Here is a 26,023-nt window from a genome sequence, read left to right on the forward strand (position 1 = left end):
GGTCACATCCGGAAGAGGCCGAAACGCGGCTCGGGCAGAGGGCTTCGCGCGACCACATCGAGGGCGAGCCCCAGCAGGTCACGGGTCTGGGCGGGGTCGATGATGCCGTCGTCCCACAGGCGCGCGGTGGCGTAGTACGGCTCACCCTGGGTCTCGTACTGCTCCCGGATGGGCTGTTCGAACGCGAGCCTCTCGTCGGTACTCCACGCCTGTCCGCGAGCCGTCAGCTGGTCGTCCTTCACCGTCCCGAGAACGGAGGCCGCCTGGGCGCCGCCCATCACCGAGATACGGCTGGCCGGCCACGTCCACAGGAAGCGAGGCGAGTATGCACGTCCGCACATGGAGTAGTTGCCGGCCCCGAAGGATCCGCCGATGATGACGGTGAGCTTCGGCACGCGGGTGCTGGCGACAGCGGTGACCATCTTCGCTCCGTCCTTCGCGATGCCGCCCGCCTCGGCATCCGATCCGACCATGAAGCCGGAGATGTTCTGCAGGAACACCAGAGGGATGCCGCGTTGGTCGCAGAGCTCGATGAAGTGCGCGCCCTTGAGGGCGGATTCGCTGAAGAGCACTCCGTTGTTCGCGACGATCCCGACCGGGTGCCCGTGCAGGCGCCCGAAGCCGGTGACGAGGGTCGTGCCGTACTCCTTCTTGAACTCGCGGAACGTGCCGCCGTCGATCAGCCGATCGATCACCTCGTGCACGTCGTACGGGGTGTTGACGTCGACCGGGACGACGTCATAGAGCGAGCCGGGTTCGGACGGCCGACGCGACTCGACCACGTCCCAGACCGGAGCGAGGGGCGACGGCAGGGTGGCGACGATGTCGCGCAGGATCTCGAGTGCGTGCTCGTCATCCTCGGCGAGATGGTCGACCACCCCGCTGCGCCGGGCGTGCAGTTCGCCGCCGCCGAGCTCCTCCGCTGACACGATCTCACCGATCGCCGCTTTCACGAGCGGAGGGCCGCCGAGGAAGATCGTCCCCTGGCCACGCACGATGACGGTCTCGTCACTCATCGCGGGGACATAGGCTCCGCCCGCCGTGCACGAACCGAGCACGGCGGCGAGCTGCGGGATCCCCTCCGCGGACATCCTGGCCTGGTTGAAGAAGATGCGTCCGAAGTGCTCGCGGTCCGGGAACACCTCGTCCTGCTTGGGGAGGAAGGCGCCGCCGGAGTCGACGAGGTAGAGACACGGAAGTCGATTCTCGAGCGCTATCTCCTGTGCGCGCAGGTGCTTCTTGACCGTGAGCGGATAGTAGGTTCCGCCCTTGACTGTCGCGTCGTTGCACACGACCATCACGTGCCTGCCGTGGACGAGGCCGATCCCCGCGATGACTCCCGCGGCTGGCGCCTCTCCCCCGTACAGTCCGTCGGCCGCCAACGGGGCGATCTCGACGAAGGGGCTGCCCTCGTCGAGGAGTCTGGTCACGCGATCACGCGGGAGGAGCTTGCCGCGCGCGATGTGCCGTTCCCGGGATGCCTGCGGCCCCCCTTGAGCGGCGACGGCCAGTCGTTCGTGCAGCTCGGCAGCGAGAGACTGCTGGGTTGCGGGCATCGTGACGTCCTCCTCGACCACATCGCGCCGGCGTCATCGCCCTGGCGCATTCGATGCTTTCTCGGTTAGTGTTCACTAACCGATCGCATCAGGTTAGCGAGGATTAACTGAGATGACAAGCCCTCCCACTGCGCGAGACCGCGCCAAGGCGGAGCGGTCTGACGCCATCCTCCGAGAAGCCGCACGACTCTTCGCCGAGAGCGGATACAACGGTGTGAGCCTCGAAGACATCGGCGCCGCCGTAGGCGTCTCCGGACCGGCGGTCTACCGCCACTTCGCCGGCAAGCAGGCGCTGCTCGGCGCCGTGCTCGTCCAGGTGAGCGATGACCTGGTCTCGGGCGGCACGAGTGTCGCGGCGGGCGGGTCCACACCCGAGGAGCGCATCCGCGCGCTCGTCGCCTTCCACGTGGAGTTCGCGCTGGGTCACGCGGATGTGATCCGAGTGCATGACCGGGACGTCGCGCATCTCGCCGCTCAGGATCATGCCGAGGTCCGCCGGCTGCAGCGCGCATACATCGAGCTCTGGATCGAGACCCTGAGCCCTCTGGTCGATGCCGACGCCGACGAGCTTCGTCTGCGGGTGCAAGCGTGCTTCGGGCTCATCAACTCGACACCGCACAGCACGCGCGCGGCGTCCCGGCAGCGCTCCGCCACCGCGACAGTGCTCGCCGCGATGGCGGAATCAGCGCTCCGAGCGACTACCTGAGCAGCATCGCCCTCCCAGGTTCCTCCAACACGTCCGCGACGTCCTTGAGGAACCTCGCTCCCTCCGCCCCGTCGACGATGCGGTGGTCGAACGACAGGCTGAGAGTCATCACTTGGCGAAGGGCGATCTCACCGCGGTACTCCCACGGAAGGCGCCGGACGGCGCCGACGGCGAGGATTCCCGACTGCCCCGGAGGCAGGATGGGGGTGCCCGCGTCGATGCCGAACACACCGATGTTCGAGATGGAGAAGGTGCCGCCCGCCAGCTCGACAGGAGATGTGCGTCCTTCCCGCGCGGTGACGGCGAGAGATGCCACCGCATCGGCGAGCTCCGTCAGTGTCAGAGACTCGGCGTCGCGGATGTGAGGCACGATGAGTCCCCGCTCGGTCGCTGCGGCGATCCCGAGGTCCACGTATCCGAACTGCACGATCTCGCCCGCGGACTCGTCCCATCGGGCATTGAGCCCGGGCGTGCGACTCAAGGCGAGACAGGCCGCTTTCGCCACCACCGCAAGCGGACCGATCCGATGCTCCGAGAGTGAGCGGTCGCCCCGCAGCGAGGCGATGAGGTCCATCGTCGCCGTGACATCCACCGTGTGGAAGACCGTGACGTGCGGTGCGGTGAACGCGCTCTCGACCATCGCCGCAGCCGTGTGCTTGCGAACTCCGCGGATGGGGATCCGCGTCTCCCGAGAGCCATCACGGAGGCTCGCGGCATCGTCCGGAACCCGCGGTCGGGGAGGCGCGGGATCGACCTGTTCTGCGGTCGTCGCCGTGCGAGACGCGTAGTCGTCGACATCCCCGCGGGTGATCACGCGATCCCCCACCGTCGCCGCCACCAGCACGAGATCGATCCCGAGACGCTTGGCATACGCACGCACGGGCGGAGTGGAGCGCGGCCGCTCGGCGACGACCTCGACGCTCACGGTCGGCGACGCGTCGTGCGGCGCCGCTTCGAGCACGGCCGTGTCGGTCGCCGCCCCTCCGCCGACCGCACGTCTGGCACGTCGGGCCGGTCGCCCGGATGCTGATGGCGCAGCTCCGTAGCCCACGAGGTTGGGCTGCGCCTTCTCCTCAGCACCGCCGCCATCCGAGGCGGCAGACGAAGCGTCGTCGGCGCCCTCGACATCGAACTCGATCAGCGGCGCGCCCACTGCGACGGTCTCCCCCGCCGCAGCATGCAGGGCTGTGACGACGCCTGCGTGCGGAGAAGGCAACTCGACGATCGCCTTGGCGGTCTCGACCTCGGCGAGAGTCTGATTGAGCGCGACGACATCGCCGGGAGCGACGAGCCACTGGACGACCTCCGCCTCTGTGAGTCCTTCTCCGAGGTCGGGCAGTCTGAACTCCGCGTTCACGCGTCTGCTCCCGTCAGGCTGTTCGGACGGTCGAGCACCCGGTCGACGGCGTCCAGCAGTCGGTCGAGATCCGGCAGATGGTATTTCTCGAGCTTCGACGGCGGATACGGGACGTCGTGTCCGGTCACGCGCAACGGCGCCGACTCGAGGTACTCGAAGCAGCGTTCCGTGACGCTCGCGATCACCTCAGCCGCCATACCGGCCTCTCGCGACGCCTCGTGCGCGACGACGACACGTCCGGTCTTGCGGACCGACGTCGCCACGGTGTCGTAGTCGACCGGCGACAGCGAACGCAGATCGATGACCTCGAGCGAGATGCCATCGTCTTCGGCGGCCTCGGCGGCCTGCAGCGCGGTCGTCACCATCGCCCCGTAGGTGATGAGCGTCGCATCATCGCCTGTGCGGACGACTCGCGCGAGTCCCATGGGTGCGGCATCCGCGAGCGGGGCGTCGAGATCGACATCGCCCTTGTGGTGGTAGAGCCGCTTCGGCTCGAAGAAGATCACCGGGTCGTCCGACGCGATCGCCTGGCGAAGACTCCGATAGGCGTCTTCCGGATTGGAGACCGCGATCACACGGAGCCCTGCGGTGTGCACGAAGTACGCCTCAGGCGATTCCGAGTGATGCTCGGCAGCACCGATGCCTCCCGCCCAGGGGATGCGGATCGTGATCGGCATCTTCACCCGGCCCTGCGTCCGGTAGTGCAGCTTCGCCACCTGCGCGACGATCTGGTCGAAAGCCGGATAGACGAAACCGTCGAACTGGATCTCGACCACAGGGCGATAGCCACGGAACGCCAACCCGACCGCCATGCCGACGATGCCGGATTCAGCGAGGGGCGTGTCGATGACACGCTGGGGCCCGAACTCGTCGAGGAGTCCATCCGTGATGCGGAAGACGCCTCCGAGCTTGCCGATGTCCTCGCCCAGCAGCACGACCTTGTCGTCGTCGCGCATCGCCCGTCGTAGACCTGCTCCGAGCGCCTTTCCGAGAGTGATCTGAGTCATGCTCACGCCTCGCCGTCGAACGACGCGAGGTAGGCGGCGTACTCGTCGCGCTGCCGCTCGAGGCCGGAGTGCGGCTCTGCGTAGACGCCGTCGAACACCGCGAGCGGAGGACGCGTCACCATGCCCAGGCACTCGGCGCGCATGTCTCGAGCCGCGGCGTCCGCCGCTCTCTGCGTGTCCGCGAGCTGCTCGTCGTCGAGCTCGCCGATCGAGCGCAGGTGTGCCTCCAGCCGGGCGATCGGGTCACGCTCACGCCATGCCTCGAGTTCGTCGTCGCTGCGGTAGCGGGTCGGGTCGTCGGCTGTCGTGTGCGGACCCATGCGATATGTGACGGCCTCGATATAGGCGGGGCCCTGTCCGGACCGCGCGTGCGCGAGAGCCCAGCGCATCGCGGCCATGCAGGCCAGCACGTCGTTGCCGTCCACGCGCAGGCTCGGGATGCCGAAGCCGGGCGCGCGTCCGGCGATCGGATACTGCGATTGCACCGACACCGGCTCCGAGATGGCCCAGTGGTTGTTCTGGCAGACGAACACCACCGGAGCCTGATACGAGGACGCGAAGATCATCGCCTCGTTCACATCTCCCTGGCTCGTGGCACCGTCGCCGAAGTAGGTGACGGCGACCTCGTCCGCATCTTCGTGACGGATGCCGAGCGCATACCCCACCGCGTGGAGCGTCTGCGCTCCGATGATGATCTGCAACGGAGCGACGCGGAGCGCTGCGGGGTCGTGACCCGCGCCCTCTTCACCACGCCACATACGGACGAAGTCGCCCGGCTGCGCGCCCCGTGCATAGATGACACCCGTTTCGCGGTAGCTCGGGAAGACGTAATCCTGCGGTGCGAGCGCCCTCGCGGTTCCGATCTGGGTCGCCTCCTGCCCCTGGCATGGCGCCCAGAGCCCCAGCTGGCCCTGACGCTGGAGGGCCACCCCCTCCGCGTCGATGCGCCGGAGGATGACCATGTCGCGGTGAAGCGCGCGCAGTCCGGCACCGTCGACGTCGGCGACGAACCCGTCGAGACGAGTGTTCGCGACGCGCTCGCCGTCCGGCGCGAGGATGCGCTCCGCGAGTTCGAGATCCTGCGCCATGTCGGCGATCGGAGTGATCTGGGGTGACATCGTCGTCCTCCTCGTTCGTGGCCGTCGTCACGGGTTCTACGCGCGGCCCCGGCCTCAGCGCCGGTTCACTTGAGAGTACGTCCGCTCATCACCTCGCTCAAGCAATCGAGAGCGGCTTGAGCATGTTGCCAAATCTGGGGTACATCGTGCCTGCTATCGTTTGGCACTATGGCCGGACTTGACCGCATTGATCTGGAACTTCTCGCCGCACTCGCCGATGACCCTCGCGTGACGATCGTGGCGCTGGCGGAGAATCTCGGACTCTCCCGCAACACCATCCAGGCGCGCATGGCGCGACTCGAGCAGACAGGAATCTTCCAGTCGTACGAGCGGTCGTTCTCGACCGACGTCCTGGGGTTCCCCCTTCAGGCGTTCGTGAGCATCGGCGTGCGTCAGACCGAATTGCCGCGGATCATCAACGAACTGGCGCGCATTCCCGAGGTCGTGCAGGCGCACGGACTCAGCGGATCGATCGATCTGCTTGCACGCGTCGCGTGCAGGGACGCCCGCCACCTGTTCGACACCGATGCGCGCATCCTGTCGATCGACGGAGTCGAGCGGACTGAGACCTCCCTGGCCATGGGCGAGGTCATCCCCTTCCGGGTTGCCGGCCTCATCGGGCTCGCGAGACGGGAATCCTGAGGAATCGTCGTACGGCGCCTGCAGCCTCGGCAGGCGTCTCGTAATGGATCAGGTGTCCGACCTCGGCGATCTCCACGAGGGTCGCGTCATCGAATCTGGTGGCGAGCTCCCGCTCGACCTCGATCGGTGTGATGTCGTCGCGCTGAGCGGCGATGAGCAGAGTCGGCGTCGGGATCGAGCGGGCGAATTCGCTCACATCATGCGACACGCTCGTCACGAACGCGTCCCGCAGGACATCGCGGTCGGCGAAGCGCGAGAAGTAGGTGTCGTGCTGATCGTGGATGAAACGTCGCAGCTGCGGGTCCGACGTCTTCGCCATCGTGATGCTCATGACTCTGACGATCAGTCGATTCCGCAGCAGAGCAGTGCCCAGGCGCTCGGGCAGCCGCGCCCCGAGCGAGTAGTACAGCACGGCCAGCCGCGTCATGATGCCCTTGGGGCCTTCGAGGGCGGGTGCGCCGATCGGATTGATGAGGATCAGCCGCGGAGTCTCGAGCCCTGCCGCCACGGCCGCGGAGGCGACGATCGATCCGAAGGAGTGCCCGAGGATCACCGCCCCGGGGGCCACCGCAGCGGCGAACTCGGTCAGCCACGCGACATACTCATCGAGATCGTACGAGCGCCCGGCGACGGGCGCCGTCTCTCCGAAGCCGGGAAGGTCGGGAGAGATGACCCGGACCTCGGGAAGGAACGCGAGAACCGGCTCGAGACCGTGGTGCTCGCCTCGGAATCCATGCACGGCGACGACTGTCACATCTGCATCGGAGGGACCGTACTCCCAGTACACGGTCGTCCCGCCTCTGACCTCGACCTCATGACGCACGACCGGCAGTCGGCTCAGACGGTCGGCATACGGAGAGGGCGCGGGCATGGATCAAGTCTAGGGTCGTCGCATGCGGGATCCCCGTGTGCCTCCGCCCCGATGTCGGAGCCCGGTTCTACGGTGAGATCATGCCCCCGGCACCCTCGCTCCCGCACTGGATCACTCGCGTAGGCGTGTTCGACCTCGAGACGACCGGTGTGGACGTGGAGCACGACCGCATCGTCAGCGCACACGTCGGGCTCCTCGACGCCGGCGGCCGCGAGATCGCCGCACGGGACTGGCTCGCGGATCCCGGCATGCCGATTCCGGACGGCGCCACCGCCGTGCACGGGATCACGACCGAGCACGCGCGCCGCCACGGACGGCAGGGCGCCGAGGTGGTCCGAGAGGTCACGGCGGCCCTGCGATCCCTGCTTTCTCAAGGTGTGCCGATCGTGGCCTACAACGCCGCATACGATTTCTCCCTCCTGGCGCACGAGGCGCACCGCCACGGCATCCCGCCACTGGAGGACCCTTCACCGATCATCGACCCGCTCGTGATCGACAAGGCCTATGACCGCTATCGTCCGGGCAAGCGCACGCTCGAGGTGGTCGCAGCCCTCTATGCGGTGCGCCTCGAGGACGCCCACGAAGCGGCGGCGGATGCCGTGGCCGCAGGCCGGGTCGCGCAGGCTCTGGCCCGCCAGTTCGTGCTTCCGGATACCCTGGAAGAGCTGCACACACGCCAGATCGGGTGGGCCCGCTCTCAGGCGGCGAGCCTCACGGAGTACTTCATCCGGATGGGCCGCATCGAACCTGATGAGCGCCTCGACGGAACCTGGCCGGTCCGTGCACGTCGAACCGTCCAGGAGGTGCCCCACGATGCGATTCCGTACCAGTGACGTCTCGCGTGTCGAGAGCACCTGGAAGCAGTTCGTCCCGTCCGCCGTACTGCACGACGTCGACCCGCAACGCTTCCGCTTCGACTGGCACTCTGCCGATCTCGGTGCCGTGAGTCTCGTGCGCTACGACCTCGCCGCCGAGGTGCGCTCGACAGCCGAACCACAGGACCAGGTGCTGGTCTGCCGTGTCGATGGGCCCGATGCCCGGGTGTACTCCGATCGAGGAGATCTCGATGCGAGTCTCCCCTGGATCTCCGATGGTCCGAGAGTGCGCGCCCGCTGGGATGCGGGAGCGAGGGTCACGGCACTCGTCTTCGAGCGGGACACCCTGACCCACCTCGCGAAGAGGATCAGTGGCGACGACGGCGTATCCGTCCGCGTGGGCGATCTCGCTCCGCGCTCCGCGCACGCCGGGGCTGCCTGGGATCGCATGTTCGCGTATCTCGAGATGAGCGCCGCGGATCTCGTCGACGATGCGGACGATGACGATCTCGTGCGCAGCGAACTGGCTCGCCATGCCGCGGCGACGACGCTCGCGGCCTTCGCGACGACGAGTCGCCTGCAACGGCATCGGCCGGCGCAGAGCACGCCGGCGCCGGCGACGGTGCGTCGCGCCCTCGCCTTCATCGCCGAGAACTCGCACCGGCCGATCACGGTCGACGACGTCGCCGCTGCCGTCCACATCTCGACGCGAGGCCTTCAATACGCCTTTCGGCGCGCGCTCGACACGACGCCGGCGGAGTCGCTGAGGCAGGCGCGCCTCGATGGAGCGCACCGCGACCTGCGTACGGGCTCACCGACGACGGTCGCCGCGGTGGCCCGCCGGTGGGGTTTCTCGCATCCGTCTCGCTTCGCCGCGGCGTATCGCGAGAGCTTCGGCGTGCTTCCTTCTGTGACGGCGGCGAAGCACCGTCGATGACACTATGCGAACAGATTGTTCGCACGTGTCGCGCGCCGCGACCAGCACGCCGAGAGCGGCGCCGACTGAGACATATATTCCGAGATATGGGTTCTCTCTATTACGGCGGCTCGGAGCCGATCCATATCGAAGATCGGGCGCTCGCGCATCTCAAGGTCGTCGTCGCGACGAAGTTGCGTCGCAACGAGAGCTTCACACTCACGTGGAAGCATCCCGACGGTGACACCGAAGGCCGTTCGACGGTCTGGCTGCATCCGTCGATCCCGCTGCGGTTCGTCTTCGACGAGAGCGAGACGCCCGAGCTCAGCCGCCGATGGATCGAGGATCTCGCTCATTCGGCCAACTCGAGCGGGGGCATCACGCTCGTCGACGAGGTCATCGACCCCTCGCCCGACCTCGACGCCGCGGGCACTCGCTGACGTCCACAGGCATCGGCACGCACCCGCCGGTGTCAAGTCCCTCGCGCCCGACGTCGGGTGATGCCACGATCGAACCGATGACGGCACACACCGAGGGGCACACGATGGAGACGGTCGATGGCCTTCCGTCGACGGCGAATCAGGGCACACGGCTCACCACGTCAGTGGTCATCCCGGTCAAGGACGATGCCGAGCTGCTGGCGCGCTGCCTGAGCGCTCTGCACGCCCAGGACCAGCCGGCCGACGAGATCATCGTCGTCGACAACGGCTCATCCGACTCGTCGGCCTCCGTCGCCCTCGCCTGGGGTGCGCGCGTGCTGGCGTGTCTCGATCCCGGCATTCCCGCTGCAGCGTCGACCGGGTATGACGCGGCTCTCGGCGAACTGATCCTGCGCCTCGACGCGGACTGCGAACCGGATGCTCAGTGGATCACGGCCATCGTCTCGGCCTTCGACGACGACGAGCACCTCGGGGCGATCACCGGGGCCGCGCGATTCACGGACGGGCCGGCAGCCCTGCGCACGCCGCTCTCGCGGCTCTATCTCGGCGCCTATATGACCCTCTTGAGCGTCACTCTCGGACATCTGCCCCTCTTCGGATCCAATCTCGCGTTCCGCAGGGAGGCCTGGCAGGCCGTGCGGTCCGACGTGCACCGAGGAGACCCCGACATCCACGACGACCTCGACCTCGCCTTCCACCTCGGCGAGAACCACCGCATCGCGCGGCTCCCGCACACCACGATGGGGATGTCGATGAGGCCGCTCACCGCAGGACAGTTCGGTCGACGCGTGCACCGAGGCGTCCGTAGCGTGCTCGTGCACTGGCCCCGCGACTTCCCACCCGTGCGTTGGGGACGGCTCATCGTCCGCCGCCGCCTGTTCAGCACCGCGGGACGGAGCGCCCGGTGACGGTCGTGCCGCTGATCGGTCCCGCTGCTGCACCGGACCTGCACGTGATGTCGTTCAACATCCGTCGCGCGATGGAAGGCGCCCTGCGTCGGAAGCGTGACCGCTGGAGCCATCGCGAGCCTGCGGTCGCCGAGATGGTCCGCTCGGAGCGGCCGACCGTCCTCGGACTGCAGGAAGTGCTCCCCCGATCGCTGAAGGCCGTCGCCGACGCGCTCGGGCGGGACCATCGGTTCGTCGGCAGAGGGAGGAACCGCGATGGCACGGGTGAGGGAACACCCATCCTCTACGACGCATCGCGGCTGGAACTGCGCGGGTGGGACCAGCACGCTCTCTCGACACGGATCGACGAGCCGGGCAGCCTGTCATGGGGAGCGCTCTTTCCTCGCATCGTCGTCTCCGCGGAGTTCAGGGACAGGTCGACAGGGGTCGGGTTCCTGGTCGTCAACACCCATCTCGATCATCTCTCGCCTCGGTCTCGGCGACGTTCTGCCGAAATCATCGCCGCACTGGTTCGCGCGCGCGCCCTTCCGACGGTCGTGATGGGAGATCTGAATGCGGGCCCCGGCTCCCAGGCCCTGCGCACACTCGTCTCGCGCGCCGATCTGAGCGACTCCTGGGGCGCGGCAGACGATCGGCTGACGCCCCTGTGGAGCACCCTCAGCGGATATCGGCGTCCGAAGGTCGGCGGTCGACGCATCGATTGGCTGCTCGTCAGTCCGGATGTCCGAGTCCGTGCCGCTGCAGTGAACGCACACGTCTTCGACGGGATCGCACCCTCGGATCATCGCCCGGTGCAGGCGCTCCTGCGCCTGACGGGGAGGACACCGTGAAAGAGGACTTCCTGCGACCGCCGCGCACCGTCACGGAGTGGTCGGCCGACTTCGTGCGGGCGGTGGGCATCATCGGGGTCGCCGTCGCGCTGGTATGGCTCGCCCCGACCGACGCCGGCATCGCGGCGCTTGCGCTTCCCGCTCTGATGCTGCCGCGAGTTCTGGGCATGCGCGGGTGGTTCGACCTCACTGTATGCGCCACCGTGCTCGTGGCGGCGTGGAGCAATGTGCTCGACCTGTACCGGTCGATCCCCGGATGGGACCTGCTCCTGCACCTGATCTGCACGGGGGTTCTCACGGTCGTCGCCGCACTGATCCTCACCCGGGCAGATGTCGTGCCCCTGACTCGCGACTCGGGCGCCAGCCGACGCACCTCGCTGATCCTCGCGCCCGTCCTTGCGCTGGCGCTGAGCGCGGTGTGGGAGATGATCGAGTGGCTCGGCTGGGCCTACCTCAGTGACGAGATCTTCGTCACCTACCAGGACACGATCGGCGACATGGTCTTCGGCGCCTTGGGCGGGATCGCCGCCGGAACAGTCCTCGCGACGTCGTCCCTCGATCGACAGCGGTCGACCGATGACGTCGCCGCGGAGCGGAGCAGGAGTAGGGCGGGCGGGACTTGAACCCGCGATCGTTGGGTTATGAGCCCACTGCCTTAACCAGCTTGGCCACCGCCCCGTGAGGACCAGCCTATCGGTCGAATCCGATCAGATCGGCGTCGCCGCGGCGTGGCTCCGGACGTGCGCGAGGTAGACGTCGGCGTTCGCGATCATGTCAGCACGCTCCTGGTCGCTGAGCGCTCGGCGCACCTTCGCGGGCACCCCGGCCACCAGTGATCCGTCTGGCACCTCTGTGCCTCCGAGCACGACGGCTCCACCGGCGATGAGACAGCCGGCGCCGATGACGGCCCCGCTGAGCACGACGGCTCCCATGCCGATGAGCGAACCGTCTCCGATCGTGCACCCATGGACGACCGCGTTGTGACCGATCGACACCTTCGCGCCGATGACGACCGGATGCGCCGCGTCGACATGGACCGAGACGTTGTCCTGGACGTTGCTGTCCCGTCCGACCACGATGGAGGCAGAGTCGCCTCGAAGGACCGCGTTGTACCAGACACTCGCGCCCTCGGCCAGCGACACGTCTCCCACGATGCGTGCGCCCTCGGCGATGAACGCGTCGGCGGCGATCCACGGGGACTTCCCCGCCAGGGCGAGGACGGAGGCTCCGGCAGCGATGCTCATAAGGTGAGACTATCCTCCCAAGCCCGGATTTCCGCGTGATTCCGGGCCACTAAGCCGAGCCTTCGCTTGCTTGCGGAATGATTTCAGACGAGTAGCGTTGTCCTCATCAGGCACGAAGAGACAACTCCGGAGGAGTCACAATGAGCAAGGTACAGACCGTTTCCACCACCGCCAGCGACCCGACCGTGGCCGCTGCAGCGTCTCAGTTCCTCTCCCCCGTCGTGCTCGGTCTCCAGGCGCTGACGATCGACGGCAAGCAGGCGCACTGGCATGTCCGCGGCGCCAACTTCGTCGGAGTTCATGAGCTTCTCGACACCATCGTCGCGCACGCCGGCGACTTCGCCGACACGGCCGCCGAGCGGATCGTCGCCCTCGGTCTCCCGATCGACGCGCGCATCAGCGCCGTCGCCGCCAAGGGCGGTGCGACGTCGGTTCCGGCTGGCTTCACCCAGTCCGATGAGCTCGTGCGCGCCGTCATCTCCGACATCGACGCGATCCTCGTCGACGTGAAGGCAGCGATCGACGGGCTCGACGAGGTCGACCTCACGAGCCAGGACGTCGCGATCGAGATCATGCGCGGGCTCGAGAAGGACCGCTGGTTCCTCGTGTCGCACATCGCAGCCTGAGCACCCACGCGACGAAGAAGGGCACCGGGCTTCCGGTGCCCTTCTTCGTTCTCGCGCTCATCCGCCGTAGGTCAGCCGCCCGGCGACCATCGTCGCCATGACCGGCATCCCTCGCAGATCCGCACCTGATGCGGAGAGCGGGTCGTAGCCGCACAGGGCGATGTCTGCGGCCTCCCCCGGACGCAGAGCCGTGCGGACGCTCGCCTGGATCGCCTGTTCCCTCGTCAGTCGCTCTTCGGGGTGCCAGGGGTCGCGATCATCGTCCGTGCGGGTGACCGCAGCGGCGATCGCCTGCCAGGGATCGAGGGGAGCCACGGGAGCGTCGGATCCGAAGCGGATCTCCACACCGGCGTCTCGGAGGGCACTGAGCGGATAGCCGATCGACGTCTGCCCGGCCCAGTGCCGGCCGACCAGATCCCTGTCATCGAGCGCGTGCTGCGGTTGCACACTCGCGATGACGCCGAGCCTGCCGAACCGCGCGAGGTCGGAGTGCCGCACCAGCTGAGCGTGCTCGATGGTTCCGACGGCACCCGCCACCGTGAAGGCGTCCAGCGCCCCGGTGACGGCGCGATCACCGATCGCATGCACCGCGACCGAGAGCCCTGCGCCGGTGGCTGTCGTGAGCAGCTCGGCGAGCTCGGCGGTCGGCACATTGAGCACCCCGAAGTTCTCGGGATCGCCAGGATACGAATGCGAGCAGGCCGCAGTGCGCGTGCCCAGCGAGCCGTCGCTGATGATCTTCAGCGGCCCGATCCGGATCAGGCCGCGCCCGGCTTCCGGTGCGTCCGCCGCCTCGTGCAGCTCGCCCGACCGGAGCCCGGCGCGGATCGCACGTCCGAGGTCGAAAGGGTAGATGGCGAACTCGACACGATGGGCAGCGAACCCGGCGCCGATACGCCGCGGCCAGGCATCGGCGTTCCAGGCCATGTCGAAGTCCACCAGGCCGGTGATGCCTCGAGAGGCGGCCCTGTCCCCCGCGTCGCGGACCGCTCTGTCGCCGCGTTCCGGGTCGACGGCGTTCAGGCGACGGGAGATCTCGAAGGCTTGCTCCTCTCTGAGCATCCCGTCCGGACTGTCGAAGCCCTCGAGCCGCAACGCCGCCGAGTTGAGCCACGTGCTGTGCACATCCGCGTTGATGAGATAGGTGGGCACTTCTCCCGTGGCGCTGTCGAGAAGTGCGAGCGAGGGCTGATCGGGCCACATCGCATCACGGAACCCGCTGCCGACCTTCCGCCCGTCCGGGAGGGGCGCCGCGGAGGACATGATCGCAGCCGCCTCCGACGCGGAGCCCGCGCCACCGAGAGCGACGCGTTCGGCGGCCAGAGCCCACTGCACCGTGTGCACGTGGTTGTCCCAGAGGCCCGGCACGGCCCACGCTCCGTTGCCGTCGAGGATGCGCCCCTGTGGCGGCAGCGCTCCGGCGGGGGCGATGTCGCTGATCCGGCCGTCTTCGATGAAGATGTCGACGGGCTCGTCGTCGATCAGGAACTCCTTGCCCGGTCCTGAGATCCGGACGCCCGAGAGGGTGGCCACGCTGTCTGCGGCTCCGGTCACGAGCGGGCTCCGACGCGCGCCTGCTGGGCGCGACGCATCTCGGCGGCGAGGGCGGGCTGTGCGTACGGCCCATCGGCCTCGAGTTCGGCGATGATGGTCTCCACTGTCTCGGCCGGCTTGTTCTGACTCAGTTTGCGTTTGGCGACGACGCGTGTCGGGGTGAGCCTGAATCCCACCGTCCCTGCGGCCAGCCGTGTGATGAACGCGGGGTCGTTCGGCCGTTCCCACATCTGCCGTGGCTCCGGCATCCGCCCCTCGAAACGGTCGACGAGTCGATCGAGAACGGCGAGATTCTCTTCGTCGCTGAGTATCTCGGGAACTCCGGCAAGATGAACGGCCGTGTAGTTCCACGTCGGAACGGACGGGACATCGCCATACCAGCCCGGTGAGATGTAGCCGTGCGGCCCCTGGAACACGATGAGCAGTTCCCTCTCGCCCAAGCCGTGGATCATGTCGTCGGGCCGGCCGACGTGACCGACGACCGTGAGATCATCGCGATCCTGGTCGAGCAGCACGACGTAGTGAGAGGAGACGAGGCCGTCCGGTCCGTCGCTCACTATGGTCGCCCACGGATCGGCATCGATGACCCGACGGATCTCGGCCACATCAGCGAGCGTGAAACTGGGGTTCTGACGCATCCTCTCAGCCTACGGCTGACCGGTCAGGCCTGGCAGCGCGGGCACCAGTACAGCTTGCGGGCGCCGATCTCCTCGAGGGCGATCTCGGTGCCGCAGATACGACACGGCAGACCGGCACGATGGTAGACCCAGTGGCGATCGTCGCGGCTCGCCATCGCCGCCCGATAGGCGTCGGGCGGCAGATCATCCATGGTCATCATCTGGCCGGTCTCCACACCGACGGCCAGCAGCCGCACCCAGTCGCGCCACAGTGCTCGCACGACCTCCTCGGGCACCTCGCGGCCGGGCGTGTGGGGGTTCAGCCGCTGTCGGAACAGCATCTCCGCCCGATACACGTTTCCGATGCCGCTGACCACGGCCTGATCCATCAGCAGAAGTGCGATCACCGTCTGCTTCTTACGCACCGCCTGCACGAAGCGCTCCTCGTTCTGCGCGGGATCCCCCACGAGGGGATCCGGGCCGAGCTTGGCGACGCTTGCGAGCATCTCCTCCGGACTCTGGAGCACGCAGGCCGTGGGGCCGCGCAGATCGGCAGCCGTGATGTCGGTCATCAGACGCAGTCGAACCTGTCCGACGACCGGTGGGGGCCACTCGAGTCCCTCGTCGGCGAGCCCCTTCGTCTGCTCCGACATGCGCACGTGCACCCGAGTCCGGCGAGGTGCGCCGATCGAGGCGAGCGAGTTCTCTCCGGCATCGTCGAGGATCTCCTCGTCGACCACAGTTCCGCGCTGGTTCGTCTGGCCCATGCGGCCGTTCGCAGAGGCGATCGTCGGGTCGACCAGGATGTCGCCGGCGAAGTCCCACGCTCCGTACAGGCCGAGGTGCACCCGAAGCCACACATCGCCTTCGGCCTGGAGGAACATCTGCTTCCCCACCGCCTGCACGCTGATCGCCTCACGACCGTTCAGGACGGCCGCCCCCTCGGCGAATCGTCCCTGGGGGCTCGAGGCGAGCATCTGCTTCCCGACGAAGTTACGGTCGAACTGGCGCGCGATGCGGTGGACCGAATGTCCCTCGGGCATCTCAGGCTCTCGGATCCGGGAGCAGCGAGCCGTTGCGCTCGAAGTCCGCGATCTGACCGATTCGGCGGATGTGGCGCTCGTCCTCCGAGAACGGCGTCGCGATGAAGGTGTCGATGAACGAGGTGACCTCGTCGAAGGAATGCTGCCGCGCCCCGATCGAGATCACGTTCGCGTCATTGTGCTGGCGGGCCAGCTCGGCGGTCGACGTGTTCCACACCAGCGCGGCACGGACACCCTCGACCTTGTTCGCGGCGATCTGCTCGCCGTTGCCGGAGCCGCCGAACACCACACCGAGCGTCTCGACACCGGCCGCCTGATCCGCGACGACGGCCTGCGCCGCACGGATGCAGAATGCGGGGTAATCGTCGAGCGCGTCGTACTCGATCGGCCCGTGATCCACGACCTCGTGTCCCGCGCCGCGGAGGTGATCCTGTAGCTGCGTGGAGAAGTCGAGACCGGCGTGATCGGTGGCGATATGGATGCGCATGGCATCCATCCTAGAAGCGCCGCGGGTCAGCGGGTGCTCACGGGGCCACGCCGGCGGCGGCCGGCTTGAATCCGGCGCGGACGTTCTCGCAGCAGCCCGGACGGCACACGTCGAACGCACCCGGCAGCGACGTCACGTGAGGGCGCTCCTCGTTGGGGCGGCCTTCCAGCCGCTCGACGATCAGGTCGACGATGCCGGTGACGAATGACGGTGCCACCCCGGGCGTGGGAGTGCGTGTGAAAGCCAGTCCGGCCTCTTCCGCCGCTTCGGCCGCCTCGGTGTCGAGGTCCCAGAGGACCTCCATGTGGTCGCTCATGAAACCGACCGGCACGACCGCCACGGCTTTCCGACCGCGCTCGGGGAGTTCGCCGATCACGTCGCACACATCCGGCTCCAGCCACGGCTGCGAGGCGGGACCCGAACGGGACTGGTAGACGAGCTCCCACGACACGTCGGCCGCCTCGGGGATGCTCTCGCGGACTCGATCCATGACCCACGCGGCGACCGCGAGGTGCTGCGCCGCGTAGGCGCCGCCCTCGCCCCAGTCGATGTCCCGCGCACCGGAGCGCTCCGCGTCGGCCGTCGGGATGCTGTGGGTCGAGAACAGGATCTGGATGTCCGCGGGGGCGATGCCCTGTCCGAGGAACGCCTCCACGGCCTCGCGGACGCCCGTCTCGAACGACTCGACGAATCCGGGGTGGTCGTAGAAGGGACGGATCTTGTCGATCGTCACCGTGTCGCCGAGCTTCGTCTCCTCGAGCACGCGTGCGAAGTCCTCGCGATACTGCCGGCAGCTCGAGAACGAGCTGTAGGCACTGGTGGCGAACGCGAGCAGGGTCGTCTTCCCGTCGGCGGCCGCCTCGGTCACGACCTCCTCGAGGTACGGACTCCAGTTGCGGTTGCCCCAGTACACCGGAAGATCGATGCCGCGGCGTGCGAGCTCGCCCTCCAGAGCCTCCTTGAGGATGCGGTTCTGACCGTTGATCGGGCTCACGCCACCGAAGTGACGGTAGTGATGCGCCACCTCTTCCAGTCGTTCATCGGGGATACCGCGACCGCGCGTGACGTTACGGAGGAACGGGATGACGTCGTCCTGTCCCTCGGGCCCTCCGAATCCGGCGAGCAGGATGCCGTCGTACGCCGTCGGCGTCGATACGTAGGGCGCACCTTCGGCAGCGGCAGCAGAGGCAAAGAGGACGTGGTTCGGCTCGATCGCGGTCACCCCTCCATCCTTTCACCTTCCAGACGTGAGACAGGCCGCCGTGCTGGCGTAGGCTGTCATGGTTGCCGTGGGCGCCAACTGCGCTGGGTTGCGGCAGCATCCCCTCACCCCTGGGAGTACAGCTGTGCCTGGAGAGAACCTCACCCGCATCGAAGCGCAGGAGCGCCGCGACGTCATCGACACTCAGTCGTACGAAGTCTCGCTCGACCTGACGAAGGGTGCGGAGGTCTTCGGCTCCCGCAGCGTCGTCCGGTTCACCGCGACGCCGGAGAGCACCACCTTCATCGATCTGATCGCCCGCGACGTGCGCGAGATCTCGCTGAACGGCGAGCAGCTGGACCCCGACGAGGTCTTCGCCGACTCGCGCATCGCACTCGCCGGTCTGCAGGCCGAGAACGTCCTCGTGGTCGACGCGGACTGCCTCTACACGAACACCGGAGAGGGACTCCACCGGTTCGTCGATCCCGTGGACGGCGAGGTCTACCTCTACTCGCAGTTCGAGGTCCCCGACTCCCGACGCGTGTTCGCGGTGTTCGAGCAGCCCGACCTCAAGGCGACGTTCCAGTTCACGGTCACCGCACCGGCGTCGTGGAAGGTCGTCTCCAACTCCCCCACGCCCGAGCCCATCGTGCACGACGACCACTCGGTCGCCACCTGGGGCTTCGAGCCCACCCCGCGTATCTCCTCGTACATCACGGCGCTCGTCGCCGGGCCCTACGAAGCGACGTTCTCTGAGCTCACCAGCGCCTCGGGCCGGGTGATCCCGCTCGGCGTCTACGGACGCAAGAGCCTCTGGCAGCACCTCGACGCCGACTACATCTTCGACAAGACCCGCGAGGGATTCGCATACTTCGAGTCGAAATTCGGCGTCCCCTACCCGTTCGCGAAGTACGACCAGCTCTTCGTCCCGGAGTTCAACGCCGGCGCCATGGAGAACGCGGGCGCGGTGACCTTCACCGAGACCTACGTCTTCCGCAGCAAGGTGACCGACGCCGTCAAGGAGCGTCGCGTCGTCACGATCCTGCATGAGCTCGCACACATGTGGTTCGGCGACCTCGTCACGATGAAGTGGTGGAACGACCTCTGGCTGAACGAATCGTTCGCCGAGTGGGCGTCGACGATCGCGACCGCCGAGGCCACCGAGTGGACCGAAGCATGGACCACGTTCAACGCGATGGAGAAGACCTGGGCCTACCGTCAGGATCAGCTTCCGTCCACCCACCCGATCGTGGCCGAGATCAACGATCTCGAAGACGTGCAGGTGAACTTCGACGGCATCACCTACGCGAAGGGCGGCTCGGTTCTCAAGCAGCTCGCCGCCTGGGTCGGCATCGAGGAGTTCTTCGCGGGTGTCTCGCAGTACTTCCAGAAGCACTCGTGGGGCAACACCGAGCTGAGCGATCTGCTCGCTGAGCTCGAGGCCACCAGCGGTCGGGATCTGAGCACCTGGTCGAAGAAGTGGCTCGAGACCGCGGGCGTGAACACGCTCGAACCGGTGATCGCCGACGACGTCGACGGCACCATCACGCGGTTCGCCGTGACGCAGACTGCTCCCGCGGACTACCCCACCATCCGCCCTCACCGCCTCGGCATCGGCTTCTACAACCTCCAGGACGGCGCACTCGTGCGGTCGCACTATGCCGAGGTCGACGTCGACGGAGACCGCACCGAGGTCCCCGAGCTGCACGGCCTCAAGCGCCCCGACCTGGTGCTGCTCAACGATGACGATCTCGCCTACGCGAAGATCCGCCTCGATGACCGTTCCCTCGCCACGGCGATCGAGCACCTCGCAGACATCCGTGATCCCCTCGCACGCTCGCTCGTGTGGGGAGCGGCGTGGGATCAGACCCGCGACGCCGAGACCGCCGCATCCGATTACATCGATCTGGTGCTGGGGAACATCGGCCGCGAGACGGAGTCGACCACGGTCCGTACGACCCTTGCGCAACTGCGCACGGCTGCGACGCTCTACGTCACGCCGGAGGACCGCCTGGCGGCCCGCCAGAAGGTCGCCGACGGTCTCTGGACACTCGCAGAATCCGCCGAATCGGGCAGCGACAGCCAGCTCCAGTTCGTGACGGCCTTCGCGAACGCGCTCGTCACTCCCGAGCACGCCGGCATCGTGGGTCGACTGCGCTCCGGCGAGGAGACGCTTCCCGGTCTCGAGATCGACGCGGACCTCAGCTGGCAGCTCCTTGTGGGCCTCGCCACGATCGGAGCGACGGACGCAGCATCCATCGATGCCGCGCTGTCCTCGGACAACACCTCGAAGGGCGGCGAGTTCGCCGCGCAGGCCCGTGCCGCGCTGCCGGACTCCGCCTCGAAGAAGGCCGCGTGGGCCTCGCTGATCGATCGTGACGACGCTCCGAACACGATCGTGCGTTCGGCCGCACTCGGCTTCGTCCACCCGGCGGGCGCCGAATCGCTCCGCGAGTTCGTTCCGGCGTACTTCGACATGCTCGTGCCGATCTGGGAGTCCCGCAGCTACCAGATCGCGCAGTACCTCATCGTCGGCCTGTTCCCCACCGCCATCGCGGATGTCGAACTGCGCGATGCGACGCGGGCCTGGCTGTCCGCGAATCAGGACGCCGCACCGGCACTCCGTCGTCTCGTGCTCGAGAACCTCGCAGACGTCGAGCGGTCGCTCGCCGCGCAGTCTCGCGACGCAGAGGACTGACCCGTCTCTCCCGATCAGGCCTCTGTGCGGTGCATCCAGCCCGCGCAGAGGCCTGATCGCTACTCTGGAGGGGATGATGCAGCCATTCGATACGAACCCTGACCCTGCAGAGACCCCACTCCCCGACTGGTGGATGGATGCTGTCACCGTGCTCCGGGACGTGGGCCTCCAAGCTCTCGGGGTCGTCGCGATCATCGGCGGATGCATCCTGATCGGTCTGGTCCTCCGGGTGGTCATCCGACGCGTCGTGCACCGGATCGTCGACAGTGCGAAGAGCAAGGCAGACGTCGACGACACCCAGGCCCTCGAGCGATCTCCGCTCGCCGACATGCGCCTCGTGCAGCGGACGCGAACTCTCGGGACGATCCTGCAGAACATCGTCAATGTGATGCTCGTGGTGATCGCGATCGTGCTGGTGGTCAACCATCTGTCCCCCACCCTGCTCGGTTCCCTCACCCTGCTCACTGCGGCGGTCGGCGCGGGCCTCGGCTTCGGCGCTCAGAACATCGTCAAGGACGTGCTGAACGGCATGTTCATCGTCGCGGAGGATCAGATCGGCATCGGCGACGTCGTCGATCTCGGTCTCGCGTCAGGCGTCGTCGAGTACGTGAGTGTGCGCATCACCCAGGTCCGTGATGTGAACGGCACCCTCTGGTACGTCCGCAACGGCGAGGTGCTCCGCATCGGCAACATGTCCCAGGGTTGGGCGCGCGCGATCATCGACGTCGGTGTGCCCGTCGACTCGGACTTCGACAAGGCCGAGCAGACCATGTTGGACACCGCGCTGGCGCTGGCCAAGGATCCGAAGTGGCGAACTCGCATCGTCGAGAAGCCGGAGCTGTGGGGTCTCGAGTCGATCGACGGCGACGCCCTGGTCATCCGTCTCGTCATCAAGGCTCGTGCGAACGCCAAGGACGACGTCGCGCAGGAGCTGCGCAAGCGTCTGCGGTCGGCCCTGCTCGAGAACGAGATCGCGCTCCCGAGCATGACGACGGTCGTGCCCACCGGTCTCGACGGTGCACGCCGGGTTCGAGGTGCGAATCCGCCCAAGACCCGTCCGAACGCGGTCACCGGCGTGCCTGTGATCCCGGACAGGGGAATCTGGCGACGCAAGAAGACGAACGACGACGGGAGCCCCCAGAAGTGACTTTCTACGACGAGGTCGGCGGTCGCGACACCTTCGCGAAGATCGTGTCGGTCTTCTACCGCGAGGTCGCACTCGATCCTGTCCTGAAGCCGATGTATCCCGAAGAGGATCTCGGCCCCGCCGAGGAACGCCTGCTCCTGTTCCTCGAGCAGTACTGGGGCGGCCCCACGACGTACGGCGAGACTCGTGGCCACCCCCGCCTCAGGATGCGCCACATGCCGTTCCACGTCGACCCCGACGCGCGTGACCGGTGGCTCCGGCACATGCGAACGGCCGTGGACGAGGCGGAGTTGTCGCCACTCCACGAATCGACGCTCTGGGACTACCTGGAACGAGCCGCGTATGCCATGGTGAACACATTCGAGCCGTCCGGCATCGGCGCACCCTCCGCCGGGCGTCCCACGCTCGAGACGCGATCACGTCAGGAATCAACGGAGAGCACATGACGACCACGCCCCTGTCTGCAGACGTACTGGTCATCGGATGGGGGCTTGCCGGGCTCGTCGCGGCGAGTGAGGCGTTGGATGCCGGGCGTCGCGTGATCCTCGTCGACCAGGAGCCGCGCACGAATCTCGGCGGGCAGGCGTGGTGGTCGTTCGGCGGACTATTCTTCATCGATTCGCCCGAGCAGCGACGGATGGGGATCCGGGATTCGCTCGCGCTGGCGACCCAGGACTGGTTCGGAACGGCCTCCTTCGACCGCCCGGAGGATCACTGGCCGCGCCGGTGGGCCGAGGCCTACCTCCAGTTCGCGGCCGGTGAGAAGCGCGCGTGGCTGCGCGAACGCGGCGTCACGTTCTTCCCCGTGGTCGGATGGGCCGAGCGAGGCGGATACGGTGCACTCGGTCCGGGCAACTCGGTTCCGCGATTCCACATCACCTGGGGCACCGGGCCCGGTGTCGTGGCTCCGTTCGCCGCAGCAGTCGAACAGGGTGAGCGCGAGGGCCGGATCACGATCCTGCCCCGCCACCGGGTGACCGAACTCGTCACCACCGACGGAGCCGTCACCGGCGTACGGGGAACGATCCTGGAGTCGAGCCCCGCGCTTCGCGGCGTCGAGTCGTCACGGTCCGCGATCGGCGACTTCGAGATCAGCGCCGGAGCGACGATCGTCTCCTCGGGCGGCATCGGCGGCAACCACGATCTCGTTCGTGCGGCATGGCCTGCGAGCCTCGGCGTGCCGCCCGAGCACATGCTGACGGGGGTGCCCGCGTACGTGGACGGATCGATGCACGCCGTCTCGGACGCGGCGGGGGCTCGCCTCGTGAACGGTGACCGGATGTGGCACTACGTCGAAGGCATCACGAACTGGGATCCGGTCTGGCCGTCCCACGGCATCCGCATCCTCCCCGGACCCTCGTCGCTGTGGCTCGATGCCACGGGGACGCGATTGCCTGTCCCCCTGTTTCCTGGCTTCGACACGCTGGGCACGCTCGCCCACCTCCGCCGCACCGGCTACGACCACTCGTGGTTCATCACCTCTCGTCAGATCGTCGAGAAGGAGTTCGCCCTCTCGGGAAGTGAGCAGAACCCCGACCTGACGGGCAAGGACGTCGGTCTGCTGGTGAAGTCCCGACTGGCGAAGGGACCGACCGGCCCGGTGCAGGCATTCCTCGACGAGGGTGAGGACTTCATCGTCGAGAACGATCTCGAGTCCCTGCTCGAGCAGATGAAGCGGCATCCCGGCGGCGAATCGCTCGACATCGACCACGTCCGACGGGAGGTCGTGGCGCGCGACCTGGAGATGGACAACGAGTTCTCGAAGGACGCCCAGATCGGCATGCTTCGCTCCATGCGCGGATATCGTGGCGACAGGCTGATCCGCACCGCCGCACCGCACCGGCTCCAGGATCCGGCAGCAGGTCCGCTCGTCGCTGTGAAACTGCACGTCCTCACGCGGAAATCACTCGGCGGAATCAATACCGATCTCGACGGCCGTGCTCTCGGAGCCGACGGCGAACCGATCCCCGGCCTGTATGCCGCGGGCGAGGCGAGCGGCTTCGGCGGCGGCGGGATGCACGGCTACCGCGCACTCGAGGGCACGTTCCTCGGCGGATGTCTCTTCTCGGGTCGTCAGGCCGGGCGCGCTGCCGCGCGGTGAGCTCGTACGCGTCTACTGTGCGGAGCCCGTACCCCTGACTGCGGTCAGGCCCGACGCGACGGGACCTCGGGAGAGAACGTGTCCGCGACGGAAGGCGAGCCGAGTCCATCGCCCCGATTGCATGACCGGAACGTCCTCCTCGCCGGAGATGAAGCCGAACGCGTCCGCCGCGAATGCCACTCCGCGCGGCAGACCGCCGAGATCGTCATCGGGCTCGCCCCAGATGGCCGCACGGAGGGCTCTGACCGCCTCCTCGCCCGCGCCCGGCGTCGCTCCACGAGCAACGGCGCTGATCCCCCACTGGGCGCGTCGGGCGATCACGGATGCCGGCAGGGTCGACGTCGCCTGCCAGGGACCGCGCGGCGGGGCGACCCCGGCCCACGCGGGTGAGAGCCCGGTCTCTGGCAACGTCAGGGCGCGCTCGTCGTCCGTCGCTGTGAGCGCGGCGACGACGACGTCGCACTCGAGTTCGGGGTCCGCCTGGACGACTCGCATCGCCAGCACGGTCGGAGTCTGATCGAACAGGCCGTGGGGAGAGAGCGCGGCGCCCGTCAGCGCGAGAACTCCCCTCGCTGCCTGCAGCCGAACCCCTTCATCGGAGATGCGGGTCGCTCGTCCGAGGAAGGTCAGAACGTCCTTGGCGGTCTCGGCGTCTGCGAGAAGAAGCTGGTGGGGCACACCCTCTAAACTAGCAACGCCAGATGCATCCGCAGTCGCGGGAAGGAAGTCATGACCGCCGACGCCCACGCGATCCGCACCGTCGAACAACTCCTCGACGTGCTCGATCTCGACTCGACGCAGGCTCGCACCACCGAGGACATCTTCACCGGTTCGTCGCATCCGATGCCGTCCGGACGGATCTACGGTGGCCAGGTGCTCGCGCAGACCCTGCTCGCCGCGGAGCGTACGCTTCCGGAGGATCGGGCCGTCCACTCCATGCACGGCTACTTCCTGCGGCCGGGCGACGCGAGTCAGGGAATCACGATCGCTGTGGATCGCATTCACGACGGGCGATCCTTCTCGACTCGCCGATCACAGGCCTATCAGAACGGCGTACCGATCTTCTCGATGATCGCGTCCTTCCAGGACGAGGATCCGGGACTCGAGCATGCCGTCCCCATGCCCGCCGATGTCCCCGGTCCCGACTCCTTGCTCCCCGATGAGCAGCGCGTCGACGGTCTGCCGTCCGGCGTCGTGCGGATGCTCAGTGATCGCGCGGCCGACGTGCGCCATATCGACTCGCCTCTGTTTCTGCCGAGCGCAGACGACCGCGTCCCTCAACAGGGTGTGTGGATGCGCATGAAGGCGCCGCTTCCCGATGACCAGCGCATCCACAGGGCGGCTCTCGCATACCTGAGCGACATGACGATCCAGGAATCGATCCTCCGGGCCCATGGCGTCTATTGGGGCCTGCCCGGGCTCAAGGTGGCGAGCCTGGACCACGCGATGTGGTGGCACCGTCCCGCACGTGTCGACGAGTGGTTGCTCTATCTTCAGGAGTCTCCGAACGCGCGCGGCGGCCGTGGACTCGCCCAGGGACGCATCTACACGCAGTCGGGCGACCTCGTCGCCTCGGTCGCGCAGGAGATCATGGTCAGGGTGCCCGCACCGGCGTGATCCGGCCGGCGCCGACGAGTCAGCTCACCTCACCGGTGGGCGTACTCGATGGACGGCCCGACGTACGGTTCCCAGGCCTCGCGCATCTCCTGCGTGAGCCGCGTGGGTCGTCCGGTCTTCGCATCGACGAGCACGATGATGGCGGTGGAGCGCGCATAGATCGTGCGAGGTTCCGCCGTCGGGTCGTTGTGCACCTCGTAGCAGACCTCGACGCTGGAGCCGCCGAGCTTGCCGAACCACATCTGCACTTCGAGCGGGCGCCGTTGATACGGCACCGGTGCGAGATACTCGATCTCCTGACGAGCGATGAGCGTCAGCGTTCCCTCGTCGATGCCTGAGTCGAGCACAGCGGTGGATGGCGCCTGCTCACCGGGACCCGCACGCCAGAACGCGCGTACGCGCGCCTCCTCGAGGAGCTTCAGCATCGAGGTGTTGTTGACGTGATTGAATGCGTCCAGATCCCCCCAGCGGAGGTGGATCGGGATGTGCAGCCGGGATCCCGGTGTCAGGTCGGACATCGGG

Annotated in this window: 27 protein-coding genes and 1 tRNA gene; 14 read left to right on the forward strand and 14 right to left on the reverse strand. The window is 67.6% G+C overall.

The window, feature by feature from the left end; translation table 11 throughout:
• Window positions 1-2: 2 nt before the first annotated feature.
• Window positions 3-1,556 carry a carboxyl transferase domain-containing protein gene (locus tag ACZZZQ_RS17095; protein WP_463507997.1) on the reverse strand — a complete coding sequence of 518 codons (1,554 nt, stop codon included), beginning with the start codon at window positions 1,554-1,556 and terminating at the stop codon, window positions 3-5.
• A gap of 112 nt (window positions 1,557-1,668) precedes the next feature.
• Here ACZZZQ_RS17095 and ACZZZQ_RS17100 point away from each other — a divergent pair, with 112 nt between their 5' ends.
• Window positions 1,669-2,262 carry a TetR/AcrR family transcriptional regulator gene (locus ACZZZQ_RS17100; RefSeq protein WP_053096047.1) on the forward strand — a complete coding sequence of 198 codons (594 nt, stop codon included), beginning with the start codon at window positions 1,669-1,671 and terminating at the stop codon, window positions 2,260-2,262.
• On the opposite strand, the gene ACZZZQ_RS17105 is transcribed toward ACZZZQ_RS17100, so the two are convergent.
• Genes ACZZZQ_RS17105 through pdhA form a run of 3 tightly spaced genes read right to left on the reverse strand, consistent with a single transcriptional unit; the run spans window position 2,255 to window position 5,744 of the window.
• Window positions 2,255-3,619: a dihydrolipoamide acetyltransferase family protein gene (locus tag ACZZZQ_RS17105; RefSeq protein ID WP_463507998.1), complete on the reverse strand. Its 1,365-nt coding sequence runs from the start codon at window positions 3,617-3,619 to the stop codon at window positions 2,255-2,257. The two genes, ACZZZQ_RS17100 and ACZZZQ_RS17105, sit on opposite strands and share 8 nt — an antisense overlap.
• The gene (locus tag ACZZZQ_RS17110) at window positions 3,616-4,626 is read right to left on the reverse strand and encodes an alpha-ketoacid dehydrogenase subunit beta (RefSeq protein WP_463507999.1); all 1,011 of its coding nucleotides are present in this window, start codon (window positions 4,624-4,626) and stop codon (window positions 3,616-3,618) included. The genes ACZZZQ_RS17105 and ACZZZQ_RS17110 overlap by 4 nt, the downstream gene beginning before the upstream one ends.
• A 2-nt stretch (window positions 4,627-4,628) precedes the next feature.
• Window positions 4,629-5,744, reverse strand: a complete 1,116-nt coding sequence (gene pdhA / locus ACZZZQ_RS17115; RefSeq protein ID WP_320488242.1) for a pyruvate dehydrogenase (acetyl-transferring) E1 component subunit alpha — start codon at window positions 5,742-5,744, stop codon at window positions 4,629-4,631.
• 168 nt (window positions 5,745-5,912) lie between these two features.
• Here pdhA and ACZZZQ_RS17120 point away from each other — a divergent pair, with 168 nt between their 5' ends.
• Complete coding sequence (locus ACZZZQ_RS17120; protein ID WP_053096043.1) at window positions 5,913-6,386, forward strand: Lrp/AsnC family transcriptional regulator; 474 nt, start codon at window positions 5,913-5,915, stop codon at window positions 6,384-6,386.
• Here the strand turns inward: ACZZZQ_RS17120 and ACZZZQ_RS17125 are convergent.
• A complete protein-coding gene (locus ACZZZQ_RS17125; protein WP_053096042.1) occupies window positions 6,358-7,257 on the reverse strand; it encodes an alpha/beta fold hydrolase in 900 nt (299 codons plus the stop codon). The two genes, ACZZZQ_RS17120 and ACZZZQ_RS17125, sit on opposite strands and share 29 nt — an antisense overlap.
• 80 nt (window positions 7,258-7,337) lie before the next feature.
• Between ACZZZQ_RS17125 and ACZZZQ_RS17130 the strand changes: the two genes are divergently transcribed.
• The 6 genes from ACZZZQ_RS17130 (at window position 7,338) to ACZZZQ_RS17155 (ending at window position 11,789) form a co-directional block, all read left to right on the forward strand.
• The gene (locus ACZZZQ_RS17130; RefSeq protein WP_463508000.1) at window positions 7,338-8,090 is read left to right on the forward strand and encodes an exonuclease domain-containing protein; all 753 of its coding nucleotides are present in this window, start codon (window positions 7,338-7,340) and stop codon (window positions 8,088-8,090) included.
• Window positions 8,071-9,009 (forward strand): helix-turn-helix transcriptional regulator, encoded by a 939-nt coding sequence (locus tag ACZZZQ_RS17135; RefSeq protein WP_053096041.1) that lies wholly within the window; start codon window positions 8,071-8,073, stop codon window positions 9,007-9,009. The genes ACZZZQ_RS17130 and ACZZZQ_RS17135 overlap by 20 nt, the downstream gene beginning before the upstream one ends.
• Window positions 9,010-9,095: 86 nt before the next feature.
• The gene (locus tag ACZZZQ_RS17140; protein ID WP_056278704.1) at window positions 9,096-9,428 is read left to right on the forward strand and encodes a DUF7882 family protein; all 333 of its coding nucleotides are present in this window, start codon (window positions 9,096-9,098) and stop codon (window positions 9,426-9,428) included.
• Window positions 9,429-9,505: 77 nt separating this feature from the next.
• Window positions 9,506-10,336, forward strand: a complete 831-nt coding sequence (locus tag ACZZZQ_RS17145; protein ID WP_463508001.1) for a glycosyltransferase family 2 protein — start codon at window positions 9,506-9,508, stop codon at window positions 10,334-10,336.
• Entirely contained in the window at window positions 10,333-11,166 is an 834-nt protein-coding gene (locus tag ACZZZQ_RS17150) for an endonuclease/exonuclease/phosphatase family protein (RefSeq protein ID WP_463508002.1), read from the forward strand. Before ACZZZQ_RS17145 ends, ACZZZQ_RS17150 begins: the two co-directional genes overlap by 4 nt.
• Window positions 11,163-11,789, forward strand: a complete 627-nt coding sequence (locus ACZZZQ_RS17155; protein WP_463508003.1) for a hypothetical protein — start codon at window positions 11,163-11,165, stop codon at window positions 11,787-11,789. The genes ACZZZQ_RS17150 and ACZZZQ_RS17155 overlap by 4 nt, the downstream gene beginning before the upstream one ends.
• Here the strand turns inward: ACZZZQ_RS17155 and ACZZZQ_RS17160 are convergent.
• Together ACZZZQ_RS17160 and ACZZZQ_RS17165 are read right to left on the reverse strand one after the other, a co-directional pair.
• Window positions 11,771-11,844 (reverse strand) — tRNA-Ile (locus tag ACZZZQ_RS17160). The two genes, ACZZZQ_RS17155 and ACZZZQ_RS17160, sit on opposite strands and share 19 nt — an antisense overlap.
• Window positions 11,845-11,873: 29 nt before the next feature.
• Window positions 11,874-12,410, reverse strand: coding sequence for a gamma carbonic anhydrase family protein (locus ACZZZQ_RS17165; RefSeq protein ID WP_463508004.1), 537 nt, complete (start codon window positions 12,408-12,410; stop codon window positions 11,874-11,876).
• A 140-nt stretch (window positions 12,411-12,550) separates the two neighbouring features.
• Between ACZZZQ_RS17165 and ACZZZQ_RS17170 the strand changes: the two genes are divergently transcribed.
• Entirely contained in the window at window positions 12,551-13,036 is a 486-nt protein-coding gene (locus ACZZZQ_RS17170; RefSeq protein WP_053096038.1) for a Dps family protein, read from the forward strand.
• 57 nt (window positions 13,037-13,093) lie between these two features.
• Here ACZZZQ_RS17170 and ACZZZQ_RS17175 read toward each other — a convergent pair whose 3' ends face one another.
• From ACZZZQ_RS17175 to ACZZZQ_RS17195, 5 genes are read right to left on the reverse strand one after another with little or no spacing between them, the layout of a single operon-like run.
• Entirely contained in the window at window positions 13,094-14,590 is a 1,497-nt protein-coding gene (locus ACZZZQ_RS17175) for an amidohydrolase (protein ID WP_463508005.1), read from the reverse strand.
• Window positions 14,587-15,228 carry an FMN-binding negative transcriptional regulator gene (locus ACZZZQ_RS17180; protein WP_463508006.1) on the reverse strand — a complete coding sequence of 214 codons (642 nt, stop codon included), beginning with the start codon at window positions 15,226-15,228 and terminating at the stop codon, window positions 14,587-14,589. The genes ACZZZQ_RS17175 and ACZZZQ_RS17180 overlap by 4 nt, the downstream gene beginning before the upstream one ends.
• Window positions 15,229-15,251: 23 nt before the next feature.
• Complete coding sequence (locus ACZZZQ_RS17185) at window positions 15,252-16,250, reverse strand: Fpg/Nei family DNA glycosylase (protein ID WP_463508007.1); 999 nt, start codon at window positions 16,248-16,250, stop codon at window positions 15,252-15,254.
• Window position 16,251: 1 nt separating this feature from the next.
• Window positions 16,252-16,737 carry a ribose-5-phosphate isomerase gene (locus ACZZZQ_RS17190; RefSeq protein WP_053096034.1) on the reverse strand — a complete coding sequence of 162 codons (486 nt, stop codon included), beginning with the start codon at window positions 16,735-16,737 and terminating at the stop codon, window positions 16,252-16,254.
• Window positions 16,738-16,774: 37 nt separating this feature from the next.
• Window positions 16,775-17,959 carry a ferrochelatase gene (locus ACZZZQ_RS17195; RefSeq protein WP_372983567.1) on the reverse strand — a complete coding sequence of 395 codons (1,185 nt, stop codon included), beginning with the start codon at window positions 17,957-17,959 and terminating at the stop codon, window positions 16,775-16,777.
• 124 nt (window positions 17,960-18,083) lie between these two features.
• Here ACZZZQ_RS17195 and pepN point away from each other — a divergent pair, with 124 nt between their 5' ends.
• The 4 genes from pepN to ACZZZQ_RS17215 all read left to right on the forward strand — a co-directional run bounded on the left by pepN (window position 18,084) and on the right by ACZZZQ_RS17215 (window position 23,884).
• Complete coding sequence (gene pepN / locus ACZZZQ_RS17200) at window positions 18,084-20,636, forward strand: aminopeptidase N (RefSeq protein WP_463508008.1); 2,553 nt, start codon at window positions 18,084-18,086, stop codon at window positions 20,634-20,636.
• 73 nt (window positions 20,637-20,709) lie between these two features.
• Window positions 20,710-21,783 carry a mechanosensitive ion channel family protein gene (locus ACZZZQ_RS17205; protein WP_187249620.1) on the forward strand — a complete coding sequence of 358 codons (1,074 nt, stop codon included), beginning with the start codon at window positions 20,710-20,712 and terminating at the stop codon, window positions 21,781-21,783.
• Window positions 21,738-22,229, forward strand: coding sequence for a globin (locus ACZZZQ_RS17210; RefSeq protein WP_222839269.1), 492 nt, complete (start codon window positions 21,738-21,740; stop codon window positions 22,227-22,229). The genes ACZZZQ_RS17205 and ACZZZQ_RS17210 overlap by 46 nt, the downstream gene beginning before the upstream one ends.
• Complete coding sequence (locus tag ACZZZQ_RS17215) at window positions 22,226-23,884, forward strand: FAD-binding dehydrogenase (RefSeq protein WP_072591253.1); 1,659 nt, start codon at window positions 22,226-22,228, stop codon at window positions 23,882-23,884. Before ACZZZQ_RS17210 ends, ACZZZQ_RS17215 begins: the two co-directional genes overlap by 4 nt.
• A 12-nt stretch (window positions 23,885-23,896) precedes the next feature.
• Here the strand turns inward: ACZZZQ_RS17215 and ACZZZQ_RS17220 are convergent, their stop codons facing one another.
• Complete coding sequence (locus tag ACZZZQ_RS17220; RefSeq protein WP_187249618.1) at window positions 23,897-24,562, reverse strand: hypothetical protein; 666 nt, start codon at window positions 24,560-24,562, stop codon at window positions 23,897-23,899.
• Between the two features lie 51 nt (window positions 24,563-24,613).
• Here ACZZZQ_RS17220 and ACZZZQ_RS17225 point away from each other — a divergent pair, with 51 nt between their 5' ends.
• Window positions 24,614-25,501 (forward strand): acyl-CoA thioesterase, encoded by an 888-nt coding sequence (locus ACZZZQ_RS17225; RefSeq protein ID WP_053096027.1) that lies wholly within the window; start codon window positions 24,614-24,616, stop codon window positions 25,499-25,501.
• Window positions 25,502-25,530: 29 nt separating this feature from the next.
• Here the strand turns inward: ACZZZQ_RS17225 and ACZZZQ_RS17230 are convergent, their stop codons facing one another.
• Window positions 25,531-26,019 (reverse strand): acyl-CoA thioesterase, encoded by a 489-nt coding sequence (locus tag ACZZZQ_RS17230; protein WP_056278694.1) that lies wholly within the window; start codon window positions 26,017-26,019, stop codon window positions 25,531-25,533.
• Window positions 26,020-26,023: the final 4 nt, after the last annotated feature.

This window comes from Microbacterium sp. AC132 (assembly GCF_979258525.1).

Bases quoted from the DNA above. Each gene is read 5' to 3' on its own strand.
- ACZZZQ_RS17095 (WP_463507997.1), bottom strand. From the start codon at position 1,556: ATGCCCGCAACCCAGCAGTCTCTCGCTGCCGAGCTGCACGAACGACTG.
- ACZZZQ_RS17100 (WP_053096047.1), top strand. From the start codon at position 1,669: ATGACAAGCCCTCCCACTGCGCGAGACCGCGCCAAGGCGGAGCGGTCT.
- ACZZZQ_RS17110 (WP_463507999.1), bottom strand. From the start codon at position 4,626: ATGACTCAGATCACTCTCGGAAAGGCGCTCGGAGCAGGTCTACGACGG.
- pdhA (WP_320488242.1), bottom strand. From the start codon at position 5,744: ATGTCACCCCAGATCACTCCGATCGCCGACATGGCGCAGGATCTCGAA.
- ACZZZQ_RS17120 (WP_053096043.1), top strand. From the start codon at position 5,913: ATGGCCGGACTTGACCGCATTGATCTGGAACTTCTCGCCGCACTCGCC.
- ACZZZQ_RS17125 (WP_053096042.1), bottom strand. From the start codon at position 7,257: ATGCCCGCGCCCTCTCCGTATGCCGACCGTCTGAGCCGACTGCCGGTC.
- ACZZZQ_RS17130 (WP_463508000.1), top strand. From the start codon at position 7,338: ATGCCCCCGGCACCCTCGCTCCCGCACTGGATCACTCGCGTAGGCGTG.
- ACZZZQ_RS17135 (WP_053096041.1), top strand. From the start codon at position 8,071: ATGCGATTCCGTACCAGTGACGTCTCGCGTGTCGAGAGCACCTGGAAG.
- ACZZZQ_RS17140 (WP_056278704.1), top strand. From the start codon at position 9,096: ATGGGTTCTCTCTATTACGGCGGCTCGGAGCCGATCCATATCGAAGAT.
- ACZZZQ_RS17145 (WP_463508001.1), top strand. From the start codon at position 9,506: ATGACGGCACACACCGAGGGGCACACGATGGAGACGGTCGATGGCCTT.
- ACZZZQ_RS17165 (WP_463508004.1), bottom strand. From the start codon at position 12,410: ATGAGCATCGCTGCCGGAGCCTCCGTCCTCGCCCTGGCGGGGAAGTCC.
- ACZZZQ_RS17170 (WP_053096038.1), top strand. From the start codon at position 12,551: ATGAGCAAGGTACAGACCGTTTCCACCACCGCCAGCGACCCGACCGTG.
- ACZZZQ_RS17180 (WP_463508006.1), bottom strand. From the start codon at position 15,228: ATGCGTCAGAACCCCAGTTTCACGCTCGCTGATGTGGCCGAGATCCGT.
- ACZZZQ_RS17185 (WP_463508007.1), bottom strand. From the start codon at position 16,250: ATGCCCGAGGGACATTCGGTCCACCGCATCGCGCGCCAGTTCGACCGT.
- ACZZZQ_RS17190 (WP_053096034.1), bottom strand. From the start codon at position 16,737: ATGCGCATCCATATCGCCACCGATCACGCCGGTCTCGACTTCTCCACG.
- ACZZZQ_RS17205 (WP_187249620.1), top strand. From the start codon at position 20,710: ATGATGCAGCCATTCGATACGAACCCTGACCCTGCAGAGACCCCACTC.
- ACZZZQ_RS17215 (WP_072591253.1), top strand. From the start codon at position 22,226: ATGACGACCACGCCCCTGTCTGCAGACGTACTGGTCATCGGATGGGGG.
- ACZZZQ_RS17225 (WP_053096027.1), top strand. From the start codon at position 24,614: ATGACCGCCGACGCCCACGCGATCCGCACCGTCGAACAACTCCTCGAC.
- ACZZZQ_RS17230 (WP_056278694.1), bottom strand. From the start codon at position 26,019: ATGTCCGACCTGACACCGGGATCCCGGCTGCACATCCCGATCCACCTC.